This window comes from Streptomyces sp. NPDC085931, assembly GCF_044540565.1.
Lineage (GTDB): Bacteria > Actinomycetota > Actinomycetes > Streptomycetales > Streptomycetaceae > Streptomyces.
This window is the reverse complement of the sequence record NZ_JBITSK010000003.1, coordinates 449266-472407: the sequence shown is the minus strand read 5'-3', so window position 1 is coordinate 472407 and position 23142 is coordinate 449266. Positions and strand designations below refer to the sequence as shown.

General features: G+C 74.6%; 18 protein-coding genes and 1 pseudogene. 10 read left to right on the top strand and 9 right to left on the bottom strand.

Features of this window, described 5'->3' with window-relative positions:
- Window positions 1–134: 134 nt before the first annotated feature.
- From ACIGAN_RS08070 to ACIGAN_RS08060, 3 genes are read right to left on the bottom strand one after another with little or no spacing between them, the layout of a single operon-like run.
- Window positions 135–899: a metallophosphoesterase family protein gene (locus tag ACIGAN_RS08070; protein WP_399855985.1), complete on the bottom strand. Its 765-nt coding sequence runs from the start codon at window positions 897–899 to the stop codon at window positions 135–137.
- Complete coding sequence (locus ACIGAN_RS08065; RefSeq protein WP_365096326.1) at window positions 896–1180, bottom strand: BON domain-containing protein; 285 nt, start codon at window positions 1178–1180, stop codon at window positions 896–898. The genes ACIGAN_RS08070 and ACIGAN_RS08065 overlap by 4 nt, the downstream gene beginning before the upstream one ends.
- Window positions 1181–1190: 10 nt before the next feature.
- The gene (locus tag ACIGAN_RS08060) at window positions 1191–1868 is read right to left on the bottom strand and encodes a nucleotidyltransferase family protein (protein WP_365096328.1); all 678 of its coding nucleotides are present in this window, start codon (window positions 1866–1868) and stop codon (window positions 1191–1193) included.
- A 317-nt stretch (window positions 1869–2185) separates the two neighbouring features.
- Between ACIGAN_RS08060 and ACIGAN_RS08055 the strand changes: the two genes are divergently transcribed.
- The 3 genes from ACIGAN_RS08055 (at window position 2186) to ACIGAN_RS08045 (ending at window position 7409) form a co-directional block, all read left to right on the top strand.
- Window positions 2186–2392, top strand: a complete 207-nt coding sequence (locus ACIGAN_RS08055; protein ID WP_399855982.1) for a hypothetical protein — start codon at window positions 2186–2188, stop codon at window positions 2390–2392.
- Between the two features lie 115 nt (window positions 2393–2507).
- On the top strand, window positions 2508–3065 hold the full coding sequence (locus ACIGAN_RS08050) for a hypothetical protein (RefSeq protein WP_365744751.1): 558 nt from the start codon (window positions 2508–2510) through the stop codon (window positions 3063–3065).
- 15 nt (window positions 3066–3080) lie between these two features.
- Window positions 3081–7409: a cation-translocating P-type ATPase gene (locus ACIGAN_RS08045; RefSeq protein ID WP_399855980.1), complete on the top strand. Its 4329-nt coding sequence runs from the start codon at window positions 3081–3083 to the stop codon at window positions 7407–7409.
- Window positions 7410–7499: 90 nt separating this feature from the next.
- Here ACIGAN_RS08045 and ACIGAN_RS08040 read toward each other — a convergent pair whose 3' ends face one another.
- Window positions 7500–7949: an SRPBCC family protein gene (locus ACIGAN_RS08040; protein WP_365096340.1), complete on the bottom strand. Its 450-nt coding sequence runs from the start codon at window positions 7947–7949 to the stop codon at window positions 7500–7502.
- A gap of 176 nt (window positions 7950–8125) precedes the next feature.
- Between ACIGAN_RS08040 and ACIGAN_RS08035 the strand changes: the two genes are divergently transcribed.
- Complete coding sequence (locus ACIGAN_RS08035; RefSeq protein WP_399855977.1) at window positions 8126–8578, top strand: flavodoxin family protein; 453 nt, start codon at window positions 8126–8128, stop codon at window positions 8576–8578.
- Between the two features lie 25 nt (window positions 8579–8603).
- On the opposite strand, the gene ACIGAN_RS08030 is transcribed toward ACIGAN_RS08035, so the two are convergent.
- Window positions 8604–9764 (bottom strand): YhjD/YihY/BrkB family envelope integrity protein, encoded by a 1161-nt coding sequence (locus ACIGAN_RS08030; protein ID WP_399855974.1) that lies wholly within the window; start codon window positions 9762–9764, stop codon window positions 8604–8606.
- A 202-nt stretch (window positions 9765–9966) separates the two neighbouring features.
- Between ACIGAN_RS08030 and ACIGAN_RS08025 the strand changes: the two genes are divergently transcribed.
- The 3 genes from ACIGAN_RS08025 to ACIGAN_RS08015 all read left to right on the top strand — a co-directional run bounded on the left by ACIGAN_RS08025 (window position 9967) and on the right by ACIGAN_RS08015 (window position 13847).
- Window positions 9967–10599 (top strand): GNAT family N-acetyltransferase, encoded by a 633-nt coding sequence (locus ACIGAN_RS08025; protein ID WP_365096347.1) that lies wholly within the window; start codon window positions 9967–9969, stop codon window positions 10597–10599.
- Window positions 10600–10860: 261 nt separating this feature from the next.
- Window positions 10861–12867: a DUF1996 domain-containing protein gene (locus ACIGAN_RS08020; RefSeq protein WP_399856251.1), complete on the top strand. Its 2007-nt coding sequence runs from the start codon at window positions 10861–10863 to the stop codon at window positions 12865–12867.
- Between the two features lie 215 nt (window positions 12868–13082).
- Window positions 13083–13847: a sulfite exporter TauE/SafE family protein gene (locus ACIGAN_RS08015; RefSeq protein ID WP_365099660.1), complete on the top strand. Its 765-nt coding sequence runs from the start codon at window positions 13083–13085 to the stop codon at window positions 13845–13847.
- 10 nt (window positions 13848–13857) lie between these two features.
- Here ACIGAN_RS08015 and ACIGAN_RS08010 read toward each other — a convergent pair whose 3' ends face one another.
- From ACIGAN_RS08010 to ACIGAN_RS08000, 3 genes are all read right to left on the bottom strand, one after another.
- Window positions 13858–16119, bottom strand: coding sequence for an MMPL family transporter (locus tag ACIGAN_RS08010; RefSeq protein ID WP_399855970.1), 2262 nt, complete (start codon window positions 16117–16119; stop codon window positions 13858–13860).
- A 58-nt stretch (window positions 16120–16177) separates the two neighbouring features.
- Window positions 16178–17155, bottom strand: coding sequence for an EamA family transporter (locus ACIGAN_RS08005; protein ID WP_399855968.1), 978 nt, complete (start codon window positions 17153–17155; stop codon window positions 16178–16180).
- A 125-nt stretch (window positions 17156–17280) separates the two neighbouring features.
- A complete protein-coding gene (locus tag ACIGAN_RS08000; RefSeq protein WP_399855965.1) occupies window positions 17281–18102 on the bottom strand; it encodes a chitosanase in 822 nt (273 codons plus the stop codon).
- Window positions 18103–18328: 226 nt separating this feature from the next.
- Between ACIGAN_RS08000 and ACIGAN_RS07995 the strand changes: the two are divergent.
- The 3 genes and pseudogenes from ACIGAN_RS07995 (at window position 18329) to ACIGAN_RS07985 (ending at window position 22454) form a co-directional block, all read left to right on the top strand.
- Window positions 18329–19295 (top strand): annotated as a pseudogene (locus ACIGAN_RS07995) (aldo/keto reductase).
- 129 nt (window positions 19296–19424) lie between these two features.
- Window positions 19425–19604 carry a hypothetical protein gene (locus tag ACIGAN_RS07990; protein ID WP_351362269.1) on the top strand — a complete coding sequence of 60 codons (180 nt, stop codon included), beginning with the start codon at window positions 19425–19427 and terminating at the stop codon, window positions 19602–19604.
- 714 nt (window positions 19605–20318) lie between these two features.
- Window positions 20319–22454 carry a SpoIIE family protein phosphatase gene (locus ACIGAN_RS07985; protein ID WP_399855962.1) on the top strand — a complete coding sequence of 712 codons (2136 nt, stop codon included), beginning with the start codon at window positions 20319–20321 and terminating at the stop codon, window positions 22452–22454.
- Here the strand turns inward: ACIGAN_RS07985 and ACIGAN_RS07980 are convergent.
- A complete protein-coding gene (locus ACIGAN_RS07980) occupies window positions 22445–23137 on the bottom strand; it encodes a GAF and ANTAR domain-containing protein (RefSeq protein WP_365743984.1) in 693 nt (230 codons plus the stop codon). The genes ACIGAN_RS07985 and ACIGAN_RS07980 overlap by 10 nt on opposite strands.
- Window positions 23138–23142: the final 5 nt, after the last annotated feature.

The following is a 23142-nucleotide window of genomic DNA, read 5'->3' as shown; positions in this document are numbered from 1 at the left end:
CAACACAAATTCCGCCACCGCCCGCCCGGGGGGGGGGGGGGGCCCCCCCCGGGGGGGCGGGGGGGGGCCCCCCCCGGGGCCCCCCCCCCCCCCCCGGGGGGGGCCCCCCGCCCCCCCGGGGGAGGGGAGTCGGTCTAGTGGGCCGCGTGTGCCGCGGCCGTGGAGGCCGCACGCTCACGGACCGGCAGGTGGTAGACGTGGAAGGCCCGCCCGATCACCGGCTGGGCGACGTTGCGCACCTTCACGCCGCCGCTCGTCATGCCGTGCTCGGTGCCGGCGTGCGCGTGCCCGTGCACCGCGAGGTCGGCGCCGGCCGTGTCGATGGCCTCGGCCAGCAGGTAGCTGCCCAGGAACGGGTAGATCTCCAGCGGCTCGCCCGCCAGCGTCTCCGCGACGGGGGAGTAGTGGGTCAGTGCGATCCGGGCGTCGCAGTCCGCCTCGCCGAGCCGCTCCAGGGCCGTGCGCAGGCCGTCGGCGCAGCGGCGCGAGTAGCGGACGAACTCCTTCATCACCGGTTCGCCGAACTCCCCGGCGCAGCGGCCGACGAACCCGCCGCCGAACCCCTTGGTGCCGGCCACGCCGATCCGCGACCCGCCGCTCTCCACGACCGTGTGCTGCCCCTCCAGGATGTGGACGCCGGCGTCCCGGAGGACGGCCGTGACCTCGTCGGGCCGGTCGGCGTGATGGTCGTGGTTGCCCAGCACCGCCACCACCGGAACGCCGAGGTCCCGCACCTCGGTGGCGACCACCCGCATCTCCTCGGGCGTGCCGTGCCGGGTCAGGTCGCCGGCCAGCAGCAGCAGGTCGGCGCACTTGGGCAGGGTCTCGAAGGCGGGGCGGAGCACGCCCTGGCTGTCCGGTCCCAGATGGATGTCTCCGACGGCTGCGATGCGGATCATGCGAGCTCCTCCGCGTGGTCGGGGCAGGACGCCTCGGCGACCACGAGGTCACTGTGCACCGGGACCCCGGCCAGTTCCTCGTGGACGGTGCGCAGGATCTCGTCGCGGCACGGCGCCGAGGGCACGGTGCCGGTGAGCAGCACGGCCTGGCCGCGGGCCTCGACCCGGACGCCGAGTTCACCGAGCTCGCCCGAGGCGAGGTGCTCCTGCAGGTGGGCGATGCGGTAGTCCAGGTTCGCGGCCGGCCCGCCGGCGGCGTCCTGGGAGGCGTGGGTGCTCATGGGTGCTCCTTCAGATGACGTTCAGGCGCTCCAGCAGGAAGAAGAAGGCGGCGGGCATCGGCTCGTCACCGCACTCGCGCCGCACCCGCTCCCAGTCGACCTTCTCGCGCAGGGCCCGGGCGATGGGCAGGGCGGCGCCGAAGTCGCAGTGGTGCTCGGAGAACGCGGCGGTCAGGCTCCACAGCAGGTCGGTCGGGGCCAGCACGGGCATGCGCACCGAGTCGACCGACAGTTCCTCCGCCCGCTCCAGCATGTCCGCGCCGACCGGCCGGTGCGCCAGCTCGAAGATGATGTCCACCGGCTGGCCGAAACACGTCGCCTTGATCAGCCAGTCCTCCGGCGGCGTGTAGACCGTCAGCCCCGCGTCGCGGAGCGTGGCGGCGACCGCGTCGGCGTCCTCGGGCCGGATCGCGAAGTCCACGTCGTGCTGCAGGTTCTTCTCGCCGCCGTGGGCGTAGGCGGCCACGCTGCCGGCCAGCGCGAAGAGGTGCCCCTTGCGCTTCAGCAGCGCCCCGACCTGCTTGGCCGCCTCCAGGATCGCCTGATTGCGGTCCTGGGGCAGGTCCTGCGGCGGCTCGTCGGCCTGCAGGGCCAGCGGTGGCGCGGGCTCGGCCCCCTCCGGTGCCGTCCCGAGGTCGGGAACCCCCGGTCGCCGGACGAGCGTCGCGTCATCCCCGTTCTGCGTCATGACCACTCCCATTCGCCGAAACCGGACGATCCGCTCCCGCGCGGTGTCCGGACCCTTACGGCCTGCTGTGTGCCAGCACTGAGTACCCGGCGCGCCCGCCCCGACACGAAAGGCTCCGGCCGTCTGTCCGCGGCCTCCGGTGCGCTGCTCGGCCGGCGGGCGGCGCGGCGGGGCCCCGGGGAGCCGGCGCCGCGGACCCGCCAAGCGCGCCCGCGGCTCCCGGCCCCCCGGATCGCCCGCCCGGCTGGCGGCTCCGGCATGTGCCGGCGACGCTGGGACGGCACCGCCGTCCGGCCCGCCCCTCCGAAGGAGCACCCATGCGCACGCTGCCGTACGCCCTGCTCGCCGCCTTGGCCCTGGCCGCGCTCGCCGCGCCCGCCCGCGCCGCGGCGCTCCCGGCGGACGTCACCGCGAGCCAGTGCGTCGCCGGCGGAGGCATGATCATCATCTCCGCCGTGGGTGACGGCTCCCCCTGGACCAAGCGCTGCATGGGCGGCATCCACGACGGCCAGACCGTCGTCTGACACCCGAACCCGAGCCTTGGCCGAACAAGACAAGCGCATACCCCGTCGAAGACGGAATATGGGGCGAAGAGGGGGGAAACCGGAAGTCGCCCATTCTGCGCTCGCGGAGGTCGCCATGAACCAGGAGACACCCCGTTCGTCCGGTCTTCCGCAGCCGCTGCGGGCCGTCGCCTCGGGCCTGCGGCACCTGCCCGGCGCGGAACAGGCCGGCAAGGTCGCCACCGACGCCCTCGACCGGATCGGCGCGGTCTCGCCGCGCGGGCGCCGGATGGCCGTCTACGCCGGGGCCGGCGTGCTCGGCGTGGCCGGCGTCGTCGAGTGGCCCGTGGCACTGACCGGCGCCGCCGTCGCCTGGCTCACCCAGCCGCGGCCCGGACAGCACCACAACGGCTCCTCACCCGAGGGCGGCAGCGCCCGGCCGGACGAGGGTTCCGCGACCGGCCGGGACGAGCCGGACACCTCCGCCCACGGCCCCGGCGCCCGGCTCGCCTCGGCGCACTACCGGCACGACCGGCCCGAACAGCACGTGCACGAACAGCCCGCCAAGGTGGGCGACACCGCCACCGCCTCCGCGCTGAAACAGGTCGCCGAAGCCACCGCGCACCACGGCGAGGACCCGCACCACGCGGACCGGACCCACCGGCACGGACACGACGGACACCCCTCCGGCTGAATCGGGAAGCAGCAGATGCTCACACGCTTCGACGTCGCCCCCCTCGTCGGGGCCGTGGCCGGGGCGGCCGCCGGGGCCGCCCGCGACACCGCCCGGACCGTGACGTCCGCCTACGACACCACGCGCCGCGTCCGCAACGTCGCGCGCAACGCCCTCACGGGCGGTCGGCACTGGACGGCCGGGCAGCGCCTCCACCTCGCCCTGCGCCACCCCGGCGGCGGCACCGGCGCCCTCGCCCGCCAGATGGCCCGGGAACTCGTCGACCACCCGGACGTGCTCGCCGCCTACTGGGACGAGGGCCTGGCCCGGCTGGTGATCACACTGGCCGAGGACGCCGCCACCGACCGCGTCACCGAACGGGCCACCGAACTCGCCGCCCGCCTCGGCCTCGGCGACGACGCCGGCCCGGACGATCCGGAGGAGCCCGCGACCACGCACCCCGGCGACCCCGGCGAGGTGCGCGTCACCGCCGCGGCGATCCTGCTGGACGCCGCGGGCGCGGCCGGTGCCCTGGCCGGCCGCTCCCTGCGCCTGCCGCCCACCCCGCGCATCGTCACCGCCACCGTCACCCTGCTGCGCGAGAACCCCCGCTTCCGGGCGGTGCTCCGCCGCCGGTTCGGCACCTCCGGCATGGAACTCGTCCTCGCCGCCGCCAACGCCGCCGCGCACGGCGTCGGCCAGACCCCGCTGGCACTCGTCCTCGACGGAATCCTCCGCTCCACCCAGCTCACCGAAGCCGTGGCCAGGGCCGCGGCCTTCGAGGCGCTGCACGACGACGTCTGCCGCGCCGGGCGCACCAGCCTGCCCCTCCCCGGCGACACGCGGCCGCCCCTGAAGGTCACGCCCGCCCAGGAGTACGCCTCGCACGCCAGCACCGGAAGCCTCGCCGGCGCCGCCGCCACCCTGCTCGTCACCCACAGCGCGAACGACGCCGCCGAAGCGGTCCTCGCCGGCTCCCCGAAGGCGGCCCGGTACGGGCCGGCCGCCTTCAGCGCGACCCTCGGCACCTTCCTCGCCCACGCCGGGATCCTCGTACGCAGCGGGGAACGGCTGCGGCAGCTGGAGATCGCCGACGCCCTCGTCCTGCACGCCGACACCCTGCGTCACGGCCCCGAGGACGACCACGATCCCGACGACCCCGTGCACCCCTACGCCGAGGCCGTCCTCGACGCCGCCCGCCGCGCGCGCCTGCACGTCGTCATCGCGGGCGGCTCCGACCTGAAGGACATCACCCGGCTCGCCGACGAGGTCGCCCCGGGCAGCCGGCCCTTCGGCGACGTCGTACGGGCCCTGCAGGACGACGGTCACGTGGTGGTGACCGTCGCCCGGCTGCCCGAGTCCGGCGACGGGCACGTGGTGGCCGGACTGCCCGCGGGCGACGTCGCCATCGCCCTCACCGACGGCCGCGCGGCCGTCTCCTGGGGCGCCGACGCGCTCGCCCCGGGCGGCCTCACCGACGTCTGGCGGCTGCTGACCGCCATCCCGGCCGCCCGGCGGGTGGGACGCCGCTCGCAGACCCTCGCCCGCGCGGGCGCGGCCCTGTCGGGCCTGCTGGTCGCCCGCGGCGGACAGCCCCCCGGCCGGCACCTGCTGTGGCCCCTCACCCGGCACGCGCCCGTCAACATCGCCGCCGCCAGCGCCCTGCTCACCGGCTGGCTCGAAGCCGTCCGGGTGGCCCGGGCCACCCCGCCGGCGCCCCGGCTGCACATCCCCTGGCACGCCCTGGAACCCCACGAGGCCCGCGAGCGCCTGGGCCGTGCCCACCGCGACGAGGAACCCCGCGGACTGGCCCTGCTCGCCGACCGCTCCCGCCGGCAGGCGGCCCGGGCGGCCCGCCACCCCGCCGCCGCCCCGGCCCGCTGGACCTGGCAGGCGGCCGGCGCCGTCCGCCGCGAACTCGACGACCCGCTCACCCCCGTCCTGGCCACCGGCGCCGTCGCCTCGGCGCTGCTCGGCTCGCTCGTCGACGCCCTGCTGGTCGTCGGCGCCATGGACCTCAACGCCGTGACGGGCGGACTCCAGCGGATGCGCGCCGAACAGGCCCTGGCCCGGCTCGCGGCCCGGCAGCAGCCCAAGGCCCGCAGGCAGGACAGCCGCAGACGCACCGTCACCGTCGACGCCACCCGGCTGCGCCCCGGCGACGAGATCAGCCTCGGCGCCGGCGACGTCGTACCCGCCGACGCGCGGCTGCTGGACGTCGACGGCCTGGAGGTCGACGAGTCCGCGCTCACCGGCGAGTCCCTGCCCGTGACCAAGTCCGTCGAGGCCACCCCCGGCCTGCCGGTGGCCCAGCGCACCTGCATGGTGTTCGAGGGCACCACCGTCGTGGCCGGACGGGCCACCGCGCTCGTCGTCGACACCGGCGAGCGGACCGAGGCCGGCCGTGCCGTCACGCTCGCCGCCCGCACCCCGCCGCCCGCCGGTGTCCAGGCCCGGCTGCAGGAACTCACCCGCAAGGCACTGCCGGTGACCTTCACCGGCGGCGCCGCCGTGACCGGCCTGTCCCTGCTGCGCGGCAGCCCCGTCCGGCGCGCCGTCAGCGGCGGTGTCGCCGTCGCCGTCGCCGCGGTCCCCGAAGGGCTGCCGCTGGTCGCGACCGTCGCGCAGATGGCGGCCGCCCGGCGGCTGTCCCGGCGCGGCGTCCTGGTGCGCACCCCGCGCACCCTGGAGGCGCTCGGCCGCGTCGACACCGTCTGCTTCGACAAGACCGGCACCCTCACCGAGAACAGGCTGCGCCTGGTCCGCGTCGCCACCGCCGACGGCACCGTCCTGGCCACGGACGCCGAACAGGCGCTCCCGGTCGTGCGGCTGGCCGCGCGCGCCTGCCCGCAGGAGGAAACCGGGCAGGGCCGGCGCATCGCGCACGCCACGGACGAGGCCGTCCTCGACGTGGCCCCGCCGGACGAGGGCTGGACCCCCACCGGCGAACTGCCCTTCGAGACCCGGCGCGGCTACGCCGCGGCCGTCGGCCGCGACGACGACCCCGGCTTCGGTGAACTCCTCGTCGTCAAGGGCGCCCCCGAGACGATCCTGCCCGCCTGCCGCGACCTGCCCGCCCACGCCACCGACACCGCCCACGAACTGGCCGGCCGGGGCCTGCGCGTCCTCGCCGTCGCCCGCCGCCCCTGCCGGGCCGACGACGCCGAGGCCGAACTCGAAGCCCCCCTGGCCGACCTGGAGTTCAGCGGCCTGATCGCCCTCGCCGACGTCCCCCGCGACACCTCGCACGCCCTGCTCGTGGAGCTGCGCCGCTCGGGCATCGTGCCCGTCATGCTCACCGGCGACCACCCGGAGACCGCCCGTGCCATCGCCCTGCAACTGGGCTGGCCGGAGGAGACCGAGGTCGTCACCGGCGACGAACTGGTCGCCATGGAACGCCGCCGGCGCGTGCGCGTCCTGCGCGACGCGGGCGTCGTCGCCCGGGTGGCACCCGAGCAGAAGCTGCACGTCGTCGAGGCCCTGCAACAGGCGGGCCGGGTCGTGGCGATGGCGGGCGACGGCGCCAACGACGCCGCCGCCATCCGCGCCGCCGACGTCGGGGTCGGCGTGGAGTCCCGCGGCTCCGCCGCCGCCCGCAACGCGGCCGACCTGGTGCTCACCACCGGTGACCTGTCCGTCCTGGTCGACGCCGTCGTCGAGGGACGTGCCCTGTGGCGCAGCGTCGCCGACGCCGTCAGCATCCTCATCGGCGGCAACGCCGGCGAGGTCGGCTTCAGCGTCCTCGGCACGCTGCTCGCCGGGGCCTCACCCCTGTCGACCCGTCAGCTGCTGCTGGTCAACCTGCTCACCGACATGTTCCCGGCCATGGCCGTCGCGGTCACCCCCAGCGACGACCCCTCGACCGCGGAGCACGCCGCGACCGGGCCGATGGGCCTCGGCGTCCTCGGCGCGCCCCTGCTGCGCTCCATCCGCCGCCGTGGCATCACCACCTGCCTCGGCGCGGTCACCGCGTACCTCATCGGCCGCCTCACCCCCGGCACCGAACGCCGGTCCACCACCATGGCCCTGTGCGGCGTGGTCGGCGCCCAGCTCGTGCAGACCCTCTCCGGGCGGCGGCACAGCACGCTGGTGTGGGTCACCGCCCTCGGCTCGGCCGCCGTGCTCGCCGCGCTCGTGCAGACCCCGGGCGTCAGCCACTTCTTCGGCTGCACCCCGCTCGGGCCCGTCGCCTGGGCCGGCGTGGCCCTCGCCATCGTCCTGTCGGCGCTGGCCCCGCGCCTGGAACGCCTCCCGGCCGTCCACGCCCTCTACGACGGCGCGGCCCGGCTCGCCCTGCGGCTGAACGACCTGATCCGGCAGGGGCGGCACCTGCTGCGCAGCGGGATCGCCAGTCCGGTGGCCTGACGGAAGCCCGGTGGCCTGACGCGACGGCACGCACGAGGCGGCGGCCACCCCCTCGGGGGCGGCCGCCGCCTCGTGCGTGCGCCGGAGCGGTCAGACCTCGCCGCGCCAGGCGCCCGTCTCCGATCCGCGCGCCTCCATGAACTCCTTGAAGCGCCGCAGGTCACCGGAGACCTGCCGCTTGACGAACCCGAGCTTGTCGCCCACGGTCTCGGCCACGCCACTGGGGTCGAAGTCCATCTGGAGCATGACCTTGGTCGTGTCGTCCTGGATGCGGTGGAACGTCACCACACCGGCCTGCTTGGCCTCACCGTTCACGGTGGTCCAGGCGACCCGCTCGTCCGGGATCTGCTCCGTGATCTCCGCGTCGAACTCCCGCTCCTGGCCGCCGACCTTCGTCACCCAGTGCGTCAGGGTGTCGGTGCGCTGCTCGATGCGCTCCACGCCGTCCATGAACTCCGGGAACGTCTCGAACTGCGTCCACTGGTTGTAGGCCGTGTGGACCGGGACGCGGACCTCGATGGATTCCTCTACCTGCGACAAGGCGGTACCTCCCTTTCTCGTACGGAGAGCGACCGTCGAGTACCGGATTTCGCGCCGATCACTCATGGCCGGCGAGACTTCTCCGCGCGGAGGTCCTTTCCGCCTCGCCGGGGGCCGCACGGGGTGACGGGGCCGCCGCTTGCGGGAACGCGGACGCCGGGGCAGGGTCGGGAGGCGTGGCCACCTTGCTGATCGTCCATCACACGCCCTCGCCGCACTGCCAGGCGATGTTCGAAGCCGTCCTCTCCGGGGCGACGGACCCCGAGATCGAGAACGTCCGGGTCGTCCGCGTGCCCGCGCTGTCCGCCACGGCCTCCGACGTCCTCGCCGCCGACGGCTACCTGCTGGGCACGCCCGCGAACCTCGGCTACATGTCCGGCGCCCTCAAGCACTTCTTCGACCAGGTCTACTACCCGTGCCTGGACGCCACGCGCGGGCGCCCGTTCGGCTACTGGGTGCACGGCGGCAACGACGTCACCGGCGCGGTCCGCGGCATCGAGACGGTCACGACGGGCCTCGGCTGGCGGCGTGCCGCCGAGGCCGTGACCGTGACCGGGGAGCCGGACAGGAACGACACCGAACGCTGCCGGGAACTGGGCGCGACGATCGCCGCCGGGCTCATGGACTGAGCGGACCCGGGCCGGGCGGATCGGGTCAGGTCTCGTCCAGCCGCCGCCGGTCCCGCTCGTCCCACGTGCGGGTGTCGCGCGGCTGGGTGTACGGCTCGGCCTCCGGCGGATGACCACCGGCGATGGCGCGCTGCCGCACCGTCTCCGCGTCGAACTCCAGGCCGAGCAGGATCGCCAGATTGGTGATCCACAGCCAGACGAGGAAGACGATGACACCGGCCATCGTTCCGTAGGTCTTGTTGTACGAGGCGAAATTGGCCACGTAGATCGCGAACCCGGCGGACGCGATCAGCCAGATGACCAGGGCCAGCAGACTGCCCGGAGTGATCCAGCGGAAGCCCTTCACCTTGGCGTTCGGGGTCGCCCAGTACAGGATCGCGATCATGATGGTCACCAGGACGACCAGCACGGGCCACTTCGCGATCGACCACACCGTCAGCGCGGTGTCGCCGAGGCCCAGGGCCGTCCCCGCCTGCCGGGCCAGCCCGCCCGTGAAGACCACGATCAGCGCGCTGATCACGGCCAGGACCATCAGCACCACGGTCACACCCACCCGCACCGGCAGCAGCTTCCACACCGGCCGGCCCTCGGGCATGTCGTACACGGCGTTGGCGGAGCGGATGAAGGCCGCCACGTAGCCGGAGGCCGACCAGACCGCCAGGACCAGACCGACGATCGCCATCAGCGAGCCGATGCCGGCGTTGCCCTGCAACTGCTCCACGGCCCGGGTGATGATGTCGCGCGCCGAGCCGGGGGCGAGCTGCTGGATGTTGTCGAGCACCTTGTCGGTGGTCGACCTGCCGGTCAGGCCCAGCATCGACACGAGCACCAGCAGGGCCGGGAACAGCGCCAGCACCCCGTAGTAGGTCAGCGCCGCCGCGCGGTCGGTCAGCTCGTCGTCCTTGAACTCGCGCAGGCTGCGCTTGAACACCGCGCCCCACGAGGTCCGGGGCAGCTCGGTCGGCGAGTCCGGCGCCGCGCGCTCCACCTCGGGGCTGGGCCCGGGCTCCTCCGCGGCGCGGGCGGGCGGTTCCCGGTGATCCGCCTCGGGCTCCGGGCGCGGCTCCTCCGTGGCGCGGGCGGGCGGCTCCCGGTGATCCGCCTCGGGCTCCGGGCGCGGCTCCTCCCGGGGCGGAGCCTCGGCCGCCTGATGTCCTTTTCGTCCGGGAATATGCAGCTTCACCATGGGGGCCGGGTAACCCCTGACAGTGTCCTTAAGCGGAGCTCACGGGAGCAGTCACCGGCCGGCACCGGGGACAGACGTCAGGGGCGCGACCGGATCGGTCCGTCCTGCGTGACCGAGGCGCAGCGCATGCCCCGCCCGGGGCGGCGGCCGCACCGCCGAGAGGGGGTTGAGGGAGCGCTCCCACAGCGTGCACGATGCGGTCATGACCCCGTCTTCGATCATCCGCCCCTACCGCCCCGAGGACCGTCCGGCCCTGGACGACATCTGCGTCCGCACCGCCCACAACGGCGGCGACAGCCGCCCGCACTACGCGGACCCGGCGATCTTCCCGGCCACCTTCGCGGCCCCCTACGTCCACCTGGAGCCGGAGCTGGCCTTCGTGCTGGACGACGGGCGGGGACAGGCCGTCGGGTACATCCTCGGCACCGCCGACACCGCGCGCTTCGCCGAGGCCTTCCGCACCACCTGGCTGCCGCTGGTCGCCGGGCGCCACCCGGAACCGTCCGGGCGGCCGCGCACCCCCGACGAGGAGATCGCCCACCTGCTGCACCACCCGGAGCGGATGGTCGTGCCCGAACTGGCCGCCTATCCCGCGCACCTCCACATCGACCTGCTGCCGGACTGGCAGGGCCGCGGTCACGGGCGCCGGCTGATGCGGACGTTCCTCGCGACGCTCCAGGACAGGGGCGTCCCGGCCGTGCACCTCGCCATGGCCACGGCCAACACACGGGCCCGGGCCTTCTACGACCGCGTGGGCTTCCACGAACTGCACGTCCCCGAGCCCGGCTCGGCCACCTACCTGGGGCGCAGCACCAAGGAACTCGACCGGCTCTGACGTCGGGCGCAGCCCGTGCCGGTGTCCGCCGGGGCCCGCGTGTTCCGCGCGGTCATGAGCGGGGTCATGAGAGTTCTCCGAAATTTTCGAGACACCTGAACGCACCGGTGCTCCCGTACGTATGGGGCGAGGGGATTTTCACGCCCGGCACGCCACAAGCGCAGGAGAGCACCCTTGGCACGCAATTCGCGAAGACGCCCTACCGGCAAACGACGCGCGACCTTCGCCGCGTTCGCGCTGATCCTGGGCGGAGGCGGTCTGATGGCCGCGAACGTCTACGCCTCGGCCACGGACGGCGGATGGGACGGCGAGGACGCCCGGACGCGCTCCGGCACGGGCGCTGCGGCCGGGGGCGCGACGATCGACTGCCCGGACGTCGGCACCAAGCTGACGTCGGTCCCCGAGCAGGCCAGGACGGAGGTCGACAAGGAACTCGCCCTGCTGGACGAGCAGATCGCCCAGGCCTACCAGCGGCTGACCGCCTCCGCCCAGCAGATCCAGCAGGACTCCGGCTTCGCCGACAGCGCGATCGTGAACCCGCTGAAGGACAAGCGGGCCGCGACCCTGGAGCGGATCGCCGTCGCCATCGACCGCGTGGGGGACCGGCCCGAGGGGCTCGACGCCCTCGCCGCCTGCACCCTGCGGGAGTCCGGCAACCAGGCACCCGCCGAGGGCGAGGGCGGGAACGGCGGCGAACAGCCCGGCCAGGACCAGGGCGAGGGACAGCAGAACGGCCAGGGACAGGGCCAGGGCGCGAACGGGGGGCAGGCGGGCAACGGCCCGGTCGCCGCCGACTTCGTGGACATCAAGAACGTCCAGCCCAACGTCAGCGCCCCGCGCCCGGAGGGCAACGCCTCCCGCGGCTCGTTCGCGACCAGCTGCGGCGTCAACGAGAACGGCCTGTTCAACTCGGACAACGTCATCGTCGCTCCGGGTGTGACCAACGGCGCCCACCACTTCCACGACTACGTCGGCAACCAGGCCAACGACGCCTTCGCCAGCGACCAGGACCTGGCGAACGCCGAGACCAGCTGCGTCGACCAGGGCGACAAGTCCTCCTACTACTGGCCGGTGCTGCGCCTGCAGAACGGCACGCAGGAGCAGGACGCCCAGAAGCCGGGTGGTGGCATCGAGGGCAACGCCGGCGAGATCGTCACGCCGAAGCAGGTCACCCTGAACTTCGTGGGCAATCCGCGCGACAAGGTCACCGCCATGCCGCGGCTGCTGCGCATCATCACCGGCGATGCCAAGGCGTTCGTGAACGGCCCGGCCAACGCCAACGCCTCCTGGAGCTGCACGGGCTTCGAGGACCGGCAGCTGAAGGACAAGTACCCGCTGTGCCCGCAGGGCAGTGACGTGGTGCGCACCTTCAAGTTCCAGAGCTGCTGGGACGGCCGCAACATCGACAGCGCCAACCACCGCACCCACGTGGCGTTCGCGGACGCCGCCGGCGCCTGCCCGTCCGGCTTCCGTCCCATCCCGCAGCTCGTGCAGCGCATCGTCTACGACGTCGACGCGCCGAGCCTGCAGGACGGCGGCCGCACGACACCCCTGTTCGCGGTCGACTCCTTCCCGGAGCAGCTGCACAAGCCGGTGACCGACCACGGCGACTTCATCAACGTCTTCGACGAGAAGCTGATGAAGAAGATGGTCGACTGCATCAACGACGGCCGCACCTGCGGCGCCGGGGCGGGCGAGGAGCCCGGCCAGGAGGAGCCCGGTCAGGGTGAGGAGCCCGGTCAGGAGGAGCCCTCGCAGACTCCGGAAGCCCCGCAGGAGCAGCCGACGCGCACGCCGGACGCGCCGCTGGACGGGAACAACGGCGGCAAGCCCGGCGACGCGGGCGGCGACGAAGGCAAGGACGACGAGGTCAAGGGCGGCGACGAAGGCAAGGGCGACGACGGCAAGGGCGGCGACGCCGGCAAGGGCGGGGCCTCCCAGCCCCCGGCCGCGGACGAGCCGACCGCCGCGCCGCGGCCCGACGGCTCCAAGACCCCCGGTACCGCCGCACCCGAGGTCCTCGTGACGCCCTCGTCCGGCGGGGGCGCGGAACAGCAGGGCGGCGACGCGGACGGTCTCGGCGACTCCCAGGCCGTGGGCACGGCCACCAGCGCCGCCCCGACACCGTCGTCCCCGTCCCTGACGGAGCCGCAGGCGGTCGGCGGAGGCGGCCTCGCCGACACCGGTGCCCAGCTCTGGCCCGCCGCGGCGGGCGCGGTCCTGGTCGCCGCCGGCTTCGTGGTCCTGCGCCGCGTGCGACGCGGCTGACCGGCACCGCCCCGGCACGACCGGCGAACGGCGGCGGGACGTCCCCCTCGGGGACTCCCGCCGCCGTTCCGCGTCCGTACCACACCCGCACCCGCCGCTTCCGGCCGCACGGCCGCCGACCGGCACCCTTCGGCCGGTGCCGAACCGCCCACGCTCTAGCGTGATCCCATGAACCTCATCGTCACCTGGGACGGCACACCCGGCGGAGCGGCCGCGTGACGCCGGGGGAGATGGTGGCCGTGCTGGCGGCCGGCACCGGCGCGGGGGCCGTCAACGCGGTCGTCGGCTCGGGCACGCTGATCACCTTCCCCGTCCTGCTCGCCACCGGACTGCCCCCGGTCACCGCCACGGTGTCCAACGGGCTCGGCCTGGTCCCCGGCTCCGTCAGCGCCATCGTCGGCTACCGCGAGGAGCTCCGCGGCCAGGGCCGGCGCGCCGTCCTGCTCGGCATCGGCGCCGTACTCGGCGGCCTCGCGGGCGCCGTCCTGCTGCTGACCCTGCCCGCGTCGGCGTTCGAGCGGATCGTGCCGGTCCTGGTGGGTCTCGCCCTCGTCCTGGTCGCCTGCCAGCCCCTGATCGCCCGGCGGGTGCGCCGCCGTCGCACGGCCGGCGGCCGCACCCACCGGGACGGCGGCCCGCTGCTCTTCACCGGCCTGACCCTGGCCAGCGTCTACGGCGGCTACTTCTCCGCCGCCCAGGGCATCATCTACGTCTCCCTGATGGGCATGCTGCTCGACGACACGCTCCAGCGGCTCAACGCCGTCAAGAACGTGCTGGCGGCCCTGGTCAACACCGTCGCCGCGGTGGTGTTCCTCTTCTTCGCGGAGTTCGACTGGACGGCCGTCCTTCTCATCGCCGCCGGCTCCGCGCTGGGCGGCCTGATCGGGGCGCGGACCGGACGCCGGTTCAGCCCGGCCGTGCTGCGCACCCTGATCGTGTCGGTGGGCACCCTCGCCCTCGTCCACCTGATGCTGCACTGACCCCCGGGGCCTACGCCGCCGGCCGGCCCGCCGCGGGTGCCGCCTCGCCCTCGGCGTCGATGTGCGGCAGCACCCGGTCCAGCCACCGCGGGGTCCACCAGGCGTGCCGCCCGAGCAGGGTCATCACGGCCGGCACCATGAGCAGACGCACCACCGTCGCGTCGATCAGCACGCTGACGGCCAGCCCCAGCCCGAGCATCTTGACGACGATGTTGTCGCTGACGACGAACGCCGCGAACACACTCACCATGATCAGGGCGGCGCAGGTGATGACCCGTGCCGTGATCTCCAGCGCGTGCGCGACCGAGGCCTTGGCGTCCCCGGTGCGCCGCCACGCCTCGTGGACGCGGGACAGCAGGAAGATCTCGTAGTCCATGCTGAGGCCGAAGACGATGGCGAACATCATCATGGGCACGTAACTCTCGATCGGCACCGTGCCGTTGACCCCGAGCGCGGGACCGCCCCAGCCCCACTGGAACACGGCGACCACCACCCCGTACGAGGCGGCGATCGACAGGACGTTGAGGACCGCCGCCTTCACCGCGACGAGCAGGCCGCGGAACACGGCCAGGATGATCAGGAACGCCAGGGCCACCACGACGGCGATGATGAGGGGCAGCCGGGAGGCGACGATGTCGCGGAAGTCGACCTGAGCCGCCGTGGTGCCGGTGACGTAGCCCTTGGCGTCCGTGCCCTGGACGGCGTCCGGGAGGGTGTCGTCGACCAGCCGGTTGACCAGGTCGGTGGTCGTGGCGCTCTGCGGCGACCGGGACGAGTAGACCGTACCGACCAGGACGTCGCCGTCCCGGGTGGGCGTGAGCGGGGTGACGACGGCGGCCCCTTCGGCCTTGTCCAGCGTCTGCTGGGCCTTCGACGCCAGTCCGGACCGCTGCGCGTCCGGGACGCCGCTCTGGTCGATCACGACGGTGAGCGGGCCGTTGGAGCCGGGCCCGAACGCGTCCGTCATCAGGTCGTAGGCCCGCCGGTCGGTGAAGGATCTCGGATCGGCGCCGTCGCCGATGTGGCCGAGCTGGATCGACAGCACGGGGATCGCGAGCACCACGACCACCACCACGCCCGCGGACAGGAACCACACCGGCCTGCGCTCCACCCGCTGCGCGTACCGGTGCCAGGTGCCCTGCGGGGTCCCGCCCGCCGCGGCGTCCGTCTCGGCGACGGGGCGGCGCACCCGGTACCGGTCGATGCGCCGGCCGATGAGCCCGAGCAGGGCCGGGACCAGGGTGAGCGCCCCGGCGACGGCGGAGACGACGGTGACGGCGGCGGCCAGGCCGAGCAGGCCGATGAAGGAGACCCCGGAGGCGGACAGGCCCGCGAGCGCGATGATCACCGTGCAGCCGGAGACCAGGACGGCGTGGCCGCTGCCGGCGGCGGCCTGCCCGGCGGCCCGCACCGGGTCGGCGCCGTCCATGAGGTTCTGCCGGTGCCGGGTGATCATGAACAGGGCGTAGTCGATCCCGACGCCGAGTCCGATCATGGTGGCCAGGGTGGGGGAGACCGTCGCGAAGGTGAACGCGGCGGCCAGCAGCCCGAGGACGGCCAGACCGCCGACGACGCCGATGAGCGCGCTGAGCAGCGGGACACAGGCGGCGATCACACTGCCGAACCCGACCAGCAGCACGACGACGGCCACCGCGAACCCGATCAGCTCGCTCACCCGGTCGTCGGCGGCCGGCCGGGCGAGCTCGCCGAGCGGCCCGCCGTACTCCACCTCCGCTCCGGCCGACCGCAGCGGCCGCACGGCGTCGTCCACCCCGTTCAGGTAGGAGTCGCCGAGCGTCGAGGGCTGCACGCCGAACCGGACGGTGATGTAGGCGGTCTTCCCGTCGTCGGACAGCGGGCCGACGTTCTGCTGCGACTGCCCCGGGGAGGACCCTTGCGCCGACAGCGGGTTCTGGGCCGACAGCACGTGCGGCAGCTTCTCCAGGTCCGCGACGGCGGTGGACAGCTGCGAGCTCAGCGCGGTCAGCGGCTGCCCGTCGTCGCGCAGCACGATCTGGCTGCTGTAGCCGCCGGCCTGGGGATCGTGCTCCTCGAGCACGTCCAGGCCCTTCTGGGACTGCGCCTGGGGCAGGGCGAAGTTGTCGGAGTACTCCCCGCCGACGGTCCGGCTGAGGACCTGCAGCACCACCAGCGCGACCAGCCAGGCGAGGATGACGACGACGAAGTGGCGCGCGCACCACTCGCCCAGCCGCCGCAGCGCCCCCCGGCGGTCGGCCTCGTGGTCCCGTTCACCACTGCGCAGGTGCGGCATGGAGCGGTCTCCCGTGTCGGCTGGGACGTCGGATTCCGCCCATTAGATGCGCCCGGGTTCACTCCGCCGCGGACTCCACGCCCCCGCGGGCGGCCGTTCCCCCGAAAGGTGGCCGCCGGGAAGGCTCCGCGGACCCGGGCCGGACCGGCGCCGGCCGGCCGCCCGGCCGCTGCAGCGCTCCGGAGCCGAGGGCCACCCCGAGGCCGACCAGCGCGCTGCCGGCGCCCTGCGCGACGCCGTAGGAGCCGGTGCCCACCAGCGGCGCGGTGCAGGCCGCCGCGACCGGGATCAGGCCGGAGAACAGGGTGGCGCGCTCCGCGCCGATCCGCTGCATGCCCATGTACCAGCACACGAACCCGACCACGGTGACCACCACCGCCTGCCACAGCAGGGCACCGGCCTCGACGGCGTCCGGACGCCGCAGCCACCCGGTCCCCTCGGCCAGGAGGCCGGCCGCCGCCGACTCCAGCGCGGCGACCGCGCACACCACCGCGGACAGCAGCCGGGGCCCGAGAGGCCGCAGCACGGGGACGGCGAGCACGGCGAAGCCGACCTCGCCCGCCAGCGCGCACACCGAGAAGGCGAGACCCGCGGCGTCCGTGCGGCCCCAGCCCTGTACGACGCAGGCACCGGCCGCCACGAGCAACGCCCCGTGGAGCACCGTGCGCTGGGGCCCGCGCCCGTCCACGAGCGGCACGAGCACGGCGACGACCACGGGGGCGCAGCCCACGAACACGCCGGGCACGGCCGGTTCGGCGGTGCGCTCGGCGGCGAGCACGGCCAGGTTGAACCCCACCATGCCGACCGCGGCGAGCAGGGCGAGGCGCACCCACTGACGCCCCGTCAGCGCCGTCAGCCGGGCGAGCGAGCCCCGCCCGGCGAGCGGGAACAGCAGCGCGCACGCCAGTCCGTACCGCAGGAACTGGCCGCCCGCGTAGGGGTAGGAGCCCAGGACGCTGTTGGCGGTGAAGGACCCTCCGACGAGGACACAGGCGAGCGCGGCGAGCAGGGCTCCGCGGGTGCTGGTGGCGTTCATGCGGGCGACGCTAGGCAGCCGGGCGGCCCAGGAGGAGGTCCACTTCCCTGTCCGTATCCCGGACCAATGCGGTGGACCGTCGGCCCGCGGGCCGCCCGGTGCCGTGCCGGGCCGGCCCGCGCGGATCAGCCGATGTGGTAGCTGTCGCCGTAGACCTGCCAGTCCAGCGGCGGTTCGAGGTCCAGGTTCCGCCGGCGCAGGAAGACCCGCTGGGCCGTGTCGACCCGGCTGGTGTCGCTGTGCGCCTCCTCCTGCTTCATGGCCCACACCCGCGCGTCCAGGAAGGCGTCGAGGTACGCCACCTCGTCCCCGCCCTGCGCGGGCGGCTTGGCCGAACGCAGGGCGCGGGCGCGGATGCTGCGGAAGCCGAGCGGGTCGGTGCCGTCGCCGTGCATCACGATGGCGTCGTAGTACGCGAACTGGCCCAGCGCGCGCAGCCCGTCCGCCTTCGCCTGGCGGACCGCCGGGCCGAAGTACACCCGGTCGCGCTCGTCGTCCTGCGCCCTCTGAAAGGCGGGGTCCCGGGCGGCCTCGCGCCAGTCGGCGGGGAAGCCGGGGTCGAGCCCTTCGTGCGAGTCGGAGCCGTCGACCCGGCGCAGCGCCGGCAGGTATTGCGCGAGGACGTTGCCGGGTACGCGGTCGGTGTAGAGCTCGACGAGGTCGAGCATGTCGCCCGTGCCGGAGCAGAACCCGATGATGCCGGCGGTGTAACCGCGGCCGTCGCGGATGTCCTCGATGTACCGGTACTGCGCCTTCCAGTCGAGCGAGGAGTTCTCAGCGCTCGACACGAGCTGCATCGCGATCTCCTTCTTCGCCGGATCGTCGAGCCCGGCCGCGCGGACGTCCGCCGTCGCGTGAGCGCTGCCGGGGAGGGAGGCGGTGGCCAGGGCGGCGCCGAACAGTGCCAGGACGGCGCGGCGCGCGGGTGGGGTGGACGGGTTGTTCACGGGGCCTCCAAGCGGGGTGGGGGGTGGGGAGAGCTGCCGTGCACCAGTGATAGGAAGGTTTCCTATCACTCGCGGGCCGTCAGGAGAACAGGCGAGGTGAAAGTTCGTGCGGTCGGACAAGGCACGCGGTCGGCGAAATCGCGGTGACCCCCGGGGGATGATCGCCTAGGGTCGGCGCAGCCGGTGGCAGGGGCCGCCGCGGGACCACGTGCCGTGGAGGTGCAGCGTGCGCTATCGGGAACTGGGACGCAGCGGACTGTCCGTGTCGGAGATCGGCTACGGCGCCTGGGGCATCGGCGAGTCCGCCTGGGTCGGCGCCACCGAGGACGAGTCCGTACGCGCCCTGCACCGGGCTCTGGACCTCGGCGTGAACCTCATCGACACCGCACGCGGCTACGGGGAGAGCGAGCGCATCGTCGGCCGGGTGGTCAGGGAACGGACCGGCGACGACATCCTCGTCGCGACCAAGGTGCCGCCGCTGAACCGGGTCTGGCCCGCGCCCGGCGGGCTCGACCCGGCCGAGGCGTTCCCCGGCACGCACCTCCGCAGCAGCCTGGAGACCAGCCTGCGCGCGAGCGGGCTCGACCACTTCGACGTCGTGCAGTTCCATGTGTGGAGCGACGAGTGGGTCGGCCGCGGCGACTGGCTCGAGACGGTCGAGGCGCTGAAGCGGGAGGGCAAGATCCGCCTCTTCGGGGTCTCGATCAACGACCACGAGCCCGACAACGCGCTGCGGCTGGTGCGCAGCGGCACGGTGGACACCGTCCAGGTCATCTACAACATCTTCGACCAGGCCCCGGCCGAGCGGCTGTTCCCCGCGTGCGTGGAGCACGGCGTGGGCGTCATCGTGCGCGTCGCCCTCGACGAGGGCGGGCTGACCGGGCGGATCACGGCCGGCTCGACGTTCCCGGAGGGCGACTTCCGCAACCGCTACTTCCGCGACGACCGGCCCGCCGAGGTGGAGCGGAGGGTCACGGCGATCTGCGCCGATCTCGGCATCGAGCCCCAGGACATGGCGGAGACCGCGCTGCGCTTCGTCCTCAGCGCGCCCGCCGTCTCGACCGTCATCCCCGGCATGCGCAGCGTCCGCAACGTCGAGCGCAACACCGCGGTGAGCGACGGACGCCTGCTCGACGAGGACCGGCTGGCGGTCCTCGTCGAGGCACCGCTGGCAGCGCAACTTCTACGGCTGAGCCCCGGTGACGCCCGGGGCCGGGGATTACGGGCGGGCGGTCGCGGGAACCAGGAGCGCGTCCCGCACGTCAACTCTGTGCCCAGGAGGGCCGATCGGCCGGCATGCCGGAACGGAGAGGGGAATCGCCATGGACGAGGCGACGCAGCAGGGGACCGAGCCGGAGGCCGCAGCGCGCCGGGCCCGCTTCGGGACGCTCCCGGAGCCGGTGCGCGTGGAGGACATGGTCGAGGAGCGCGCGGCGAGCCTCCCCGACCCCGCGCGCACGGCGTACAACCAGGACGAGTGGCTGGTGCGCTACTGCCTGTGACCCCCGGCGCCCGACCGGCCGGCCCGCACGACGGCCGGCCGGGCCCCGGGGCGCACGCATGCCCTCGGCGGCGCGCCGAGGCCGAGTCACGGCACGGTGCCCCGCAGGGCTCCGGCCCGCCCGATCACCCGGCCCGTACGGCTCCCGGCGCCGGCCGTCGCGCCCCGCCCGCCGCCCACCAGCCCGCGCAGCCACTCCACCCCGTCCGCCGCGTCCTCACGGCGGGCGGCTTCCAGCGGGGTGAGGCCGTCGTAGCCGCGCCCGTGGATGTCGGCGCCGTGGTCGCGCAGGTACCGCGCCGTGGACCGGTGCCCGCCGCGGCACGCGCCCCGGAACGCGCTGGTGACGCCGGCGGCCGACGGCGGCTCGCCGGACTCCCCGTACGCCCGGATCAGGTCCGGCGGACCGAGCGTCGCGGCGTCCTGGAGCGTGGTCCGGGCGCCGTGGTCGACCAGACGGCGGGCCGCGCGCCGCTGCCCGAACGCGCGGGCGCCGGCGAAGCGGGGTGCCTCCGGCGATCACCGCCCCGGGAGCCTCGATGCCCGCCCCGGCGGCCGGCAGGGCGTCCAGGACGGGCACGTCGTCGTGGCCGGCGGCCCAGCGCAGCGGAGTCTCCTCGTGCGCCCCGCCGCAGCGGGCGTTCGGACCGGCCGGACGACATGCCCCCGGGGCCCGTCAGGCGTAGCGTCCGGGTTAGAGCGGGAGGACACGCCAATGTCCGGGAGCAACGAGCTACCTGTGGGCTCCGGGTCGCTGGAGGAGGACCTCGGAGCGGCCCTGGCCGACACCGTGCGCGGCACCGGCGCCTCGACCGGCGGGCTGTACCTGATCGACGACGCCGAACCGGTGCTGCGCCTGGTGGCGTTGTGCGGCCTGCCGGTGGCGTTCACCGCTCCCTGGCAGCGGCTGTCCCTCACCGCGCCGGTGCCCGTCGCCGACGCCATCCGCGACGACCGGCTGGTCCGGATCGCGAGCCAGGACGAGATGGCCCGCCGCTACCCCAGGACCGCGGCCGTCCTGCCCTACCCGTTCGCCCTTACCGCGGTCCCCCTGACCGGCGTCCGGCGCCCCTGGGGCGGCCTGGTGCTGATGTGGCCCGCGATGCGCCCCCGCCCGCTCACCGCCCGCGAACGCGACCACATCACCTCCATCGCCCGCCGCATGGCCCGCCTCCTCGACGACGCGCCCCGGCCCCCGGCCCTGCCCGACCAGCCGCGCGTCGTCCCCGTGGAGGCCGCGCACCACCCGGTGCAGACCGGCCTGGCCGCCGCCGACTACCTCGAACGCCTCCCCGAGGGCGCCCTCGCCCTCGACCTGGAGGGCCGCATCGTCTTCGCCACCGCCACCGCGGCCCGGCTGCTCGGCCGCAGCGCCGACCGGCTGCTCGGCACCCGCCCCTGGCAGTCCCTGCCCTGGCTGGACGACCCCGCCTACGAGGACCACTACCGCACCGCCGTCGTCAGCCGTGCCCCGGTGTCCTTCACCGCGCTCCGCCCGCCCGACCAGCAGCTGATCTTCCAGCTGTACCCCGACACCAGCGGCATCAGCGTCCGCATCGTCCCGGACGGGGAACGGACCGGGGGACCGCCCGCTCCCGCCGCCGCGCGCCCGGCCCCGGCCGCGCCCACCGGACGCCTCTACCAGCTGGTGCACCTGGCCGCCGCGCTCACCGAGACGGTCACCGTGCACGACCTCGTCTCCCTGATCGCCCATCAGATCCTGCCCGCCTTCGGCGCCCAGGGCCTCGTGCTGTCCTCCGCCGAGGCCGGCCGGCTGAAGATCACCGGCTACCACGGCTACCCCGACGACGTCATCGAACGGCTCGACGCCCTGTCCCTGGACACCGACCTCACCCCCGCCGGACAGGTCATGGCCAGCGGCACCCCCGCGTTCTTCTCCCACCCGGCCGAGATGACGGCCAGCTACCCCCGGGCCCCCCGCATCAGCGGCAAACAGGCCTGGGCGTTCCTGCCGCTGATCATCTCCGGCCGCCCGGTGGGCTGCTGCATCCTGTCCTACACCGACCCGCACCCCTTCACCGCTGACGAACGCGCCGTCCTCACCTCCCTGTCCGGCCTGATCGCCCAGGCCCTCGACCGGGCCCGCCTCTACGACGCCAAACACCGTCTCGTCGGCGAACTGCAGCGCGCCCTGCTGCCCCGGGCCCTGCCCCGCCTGCCCGGCCTGGACGTGGCCGCCCGCTACATGCCGGCCGGCCACGGCATCGAGGTCGGCGGGGACTTCTTCGACGTCCTGCGGCTGGACGACACCACCGCGGCCGCCGTCATCGGCGACGTGGAAGGCCACAGCGTCGCCGCGGCCGCCCTGATGGGCCAGGTGCGCATCGCCGTCCACGCCCACGCCACCGCCGGCGCCGCCCCCGACGAGGTCCTCGCCCGCACCAACCGGCTGCTGGCCGACCTCGACTCCGACCTGCTCGTCTCCTGCCTCTACGCCCATCTCGACCTCGCCCGCCACGAGGCGTCCTTCGCCAGCGCCGGGCACGTGCCGCCGCTGCTGCGGCACACCGGCCGCCCGGGCGGCGTCCTGGAGGTCGAGCCCGGCCCCCTGCTCGGCATCGCCCCCGGCACCCGCTACCCGGTCACCACCACGCCCCTGCTCCCGGGCACCACCCTCGCCCTCTACACCGACGGCCTGGTCGAACTCCCGGGCACCGACGCCACCCGGGTCACGGCCGGCCTGGCCGGGCACCTGGACGGCGCCGACGGCCAGAACCTGGAGCGGCTCATCGACCGCCTCGTCCGCCACACGGCGCCCACCGGCCGGCACGGCGACGACATCACCGTGCTCCTGCTGCGCGCCGTGCGCGGCCCGGACGGTCAGCCCTGACCGGAGGGGTCGGCCTGCACGCGCCGCGCCACGTCCCGCAGCTTCACGTTGTGCTCCTGGGACAGGCGCCGCAGCACACCGAACGCCTCGTCCTCGCTCAGCCGGTGGCGCTCCATGAGGATCCCCATGGCCTCGCCGATGGCGTGCCGCGTCTCCAGGGCGTGTTCGAGCTGGTCGACCGTGCGGGCGGTGGCCAGCGCCACCGCGGCGTGCGAGGCGAGCAGCCAGCCCGCGGTCTCGATGTCCCGGCCGAACGCCCCCGGGCGGCGGGAGTAGAGGTTGAGCGCGCCGAAGTCCCGCTCGTGGGTGTAGAGCAGCACGCCCGTCATGCTGCCGATGCCGAGATCCCGCGCCGCCCGGCTGTAGCGCGGCCAGGACGGCTGCGGCGCGGTCATGTCGGCGATCCGGAACAGCCGCTCGCCGTCCACCCGGCGGGCGGCGTCGAAGCACGGCCCCTCGCCCAGCTCGCCCTGCAGCCGGTCGGACTCCTCGACCATGTCACCGCAGACGGCCAGCGTCACGGCCTTGCCCCGGGACACGGTCAGGATGCCCGCCGCGTCACAGCCCTCGACCAGTTTCACCGCCGACGCGGCGATCTCGTCCAGGGTCGCCTGCACGGAATCCTGCGCCACCAGATCGCGGGCGAGTTCGGCCATCTGCTCGGCGTACCGCTGCCAATCCACCGCCC

What these genes read in the sequence shown, in the direction of transcription:
- ACIGAN_RS08070 (WP_399855985.1), bottom strand. Translation starts at nt 899, where the DNA reads ATGATCCGCATCGCAGCCGTCGGAGACATCCATCTGGGACCGGACAGC.
- ACIGAN_RS08065 (WP_365096326.1), bottom strand. Translation starts at nt 1,180, where the DNA reads ATGAGCACCCACGCCTCCCAGGACGCCGCCGGCGGGCCGGCCGCGAAC.
- ACIGAN_RS08060 (WP_365096328.1), bottom strand. Translation starts at nt 1,868, where the DNA reads ATGACGCAGAACGGGGATGACGCGACGCTCGTCCGGCGACCGGGGGTT.
- ACIGAN_RS08055 (WP_399855982.1), top strand. Translation starts at nt 2,186, where the DNA reads ATGCGCACGCTGCCGTACGCCCTGCTCGCCGCCTTGGCCCTGGCCGCG.
- ACIGAN_RS08050 (WP_365744751.1), top strand. Translation starts at nt 2,508, where the DNA reads ATGAACCAGGAGACACCCCGTTCGTCCGGTCTTCCGCAGCCGCTGCGG.
- ACIGAN_RS08045 (WP_399855980.1), top strand. Translation starts at nt 3,081, where the DNA reads ATGCTCACACGCTTCGACGTCGCCCCCCTCGTCGGGGCCGTGGCCGGG.
- ACIGAN_RS08030 (WP_399855974.1), bottom strand. Translation starts at nt 9,764, where the DNA reads ATGGTGAAGCTGCATATTCCCGGACGAAAAGGACATCAGGCGGCCGAG.
- ACIGAN_RS08025 (WP_365096347.1), top strand. Translation starts at nt 9,967, where the DNA reads ATGACCCCGTCTTCGATCATCCGCCCCTACCGCCCCGAGGACCGTCCG.
- ACIGAN_RS08020 (WP_399856251.1), top strand. Translation starts at nt 10,861, where the DNA reads ATGGCCGCGAACGTCTACGCCTCGGCCACGGACGGCGGATGGGACGGC.
- ACIGAN_RS08010 (WP_399855970.1), bottom strand. Translation starts at nt 16,119, where the DNA reads ATGCCGCACCTGCGCAGTGGTGAACGGGACCACGAGGCCGACCGCCGG.
- ACIGAN_RS08005 (WP_399855968.1), bottom strand. Translation starts at nt 17,155, where the DNA reads ATGAACGCCACCAGCACCCGCGGAGCCCTGCTCGCCGCGCTCGCCTGT.
- ACIGAN_RS07990 (WP_351362269.1), top strand. Translation starts at nt 19,425, where the DNA reads ATGGACGAGGCGACGCAGCAGGGGACCGAGCCGGAGGCCGCAGCGCGC.
- ACIGAN_RS07985 (WP_399855962.1), top strand. Translation starts at nt 20,319, where the DNA reads ATGTCCGGGAGCAACGAGCTACCTGTGGGCTCCGGGTCGCTGGAGGAG.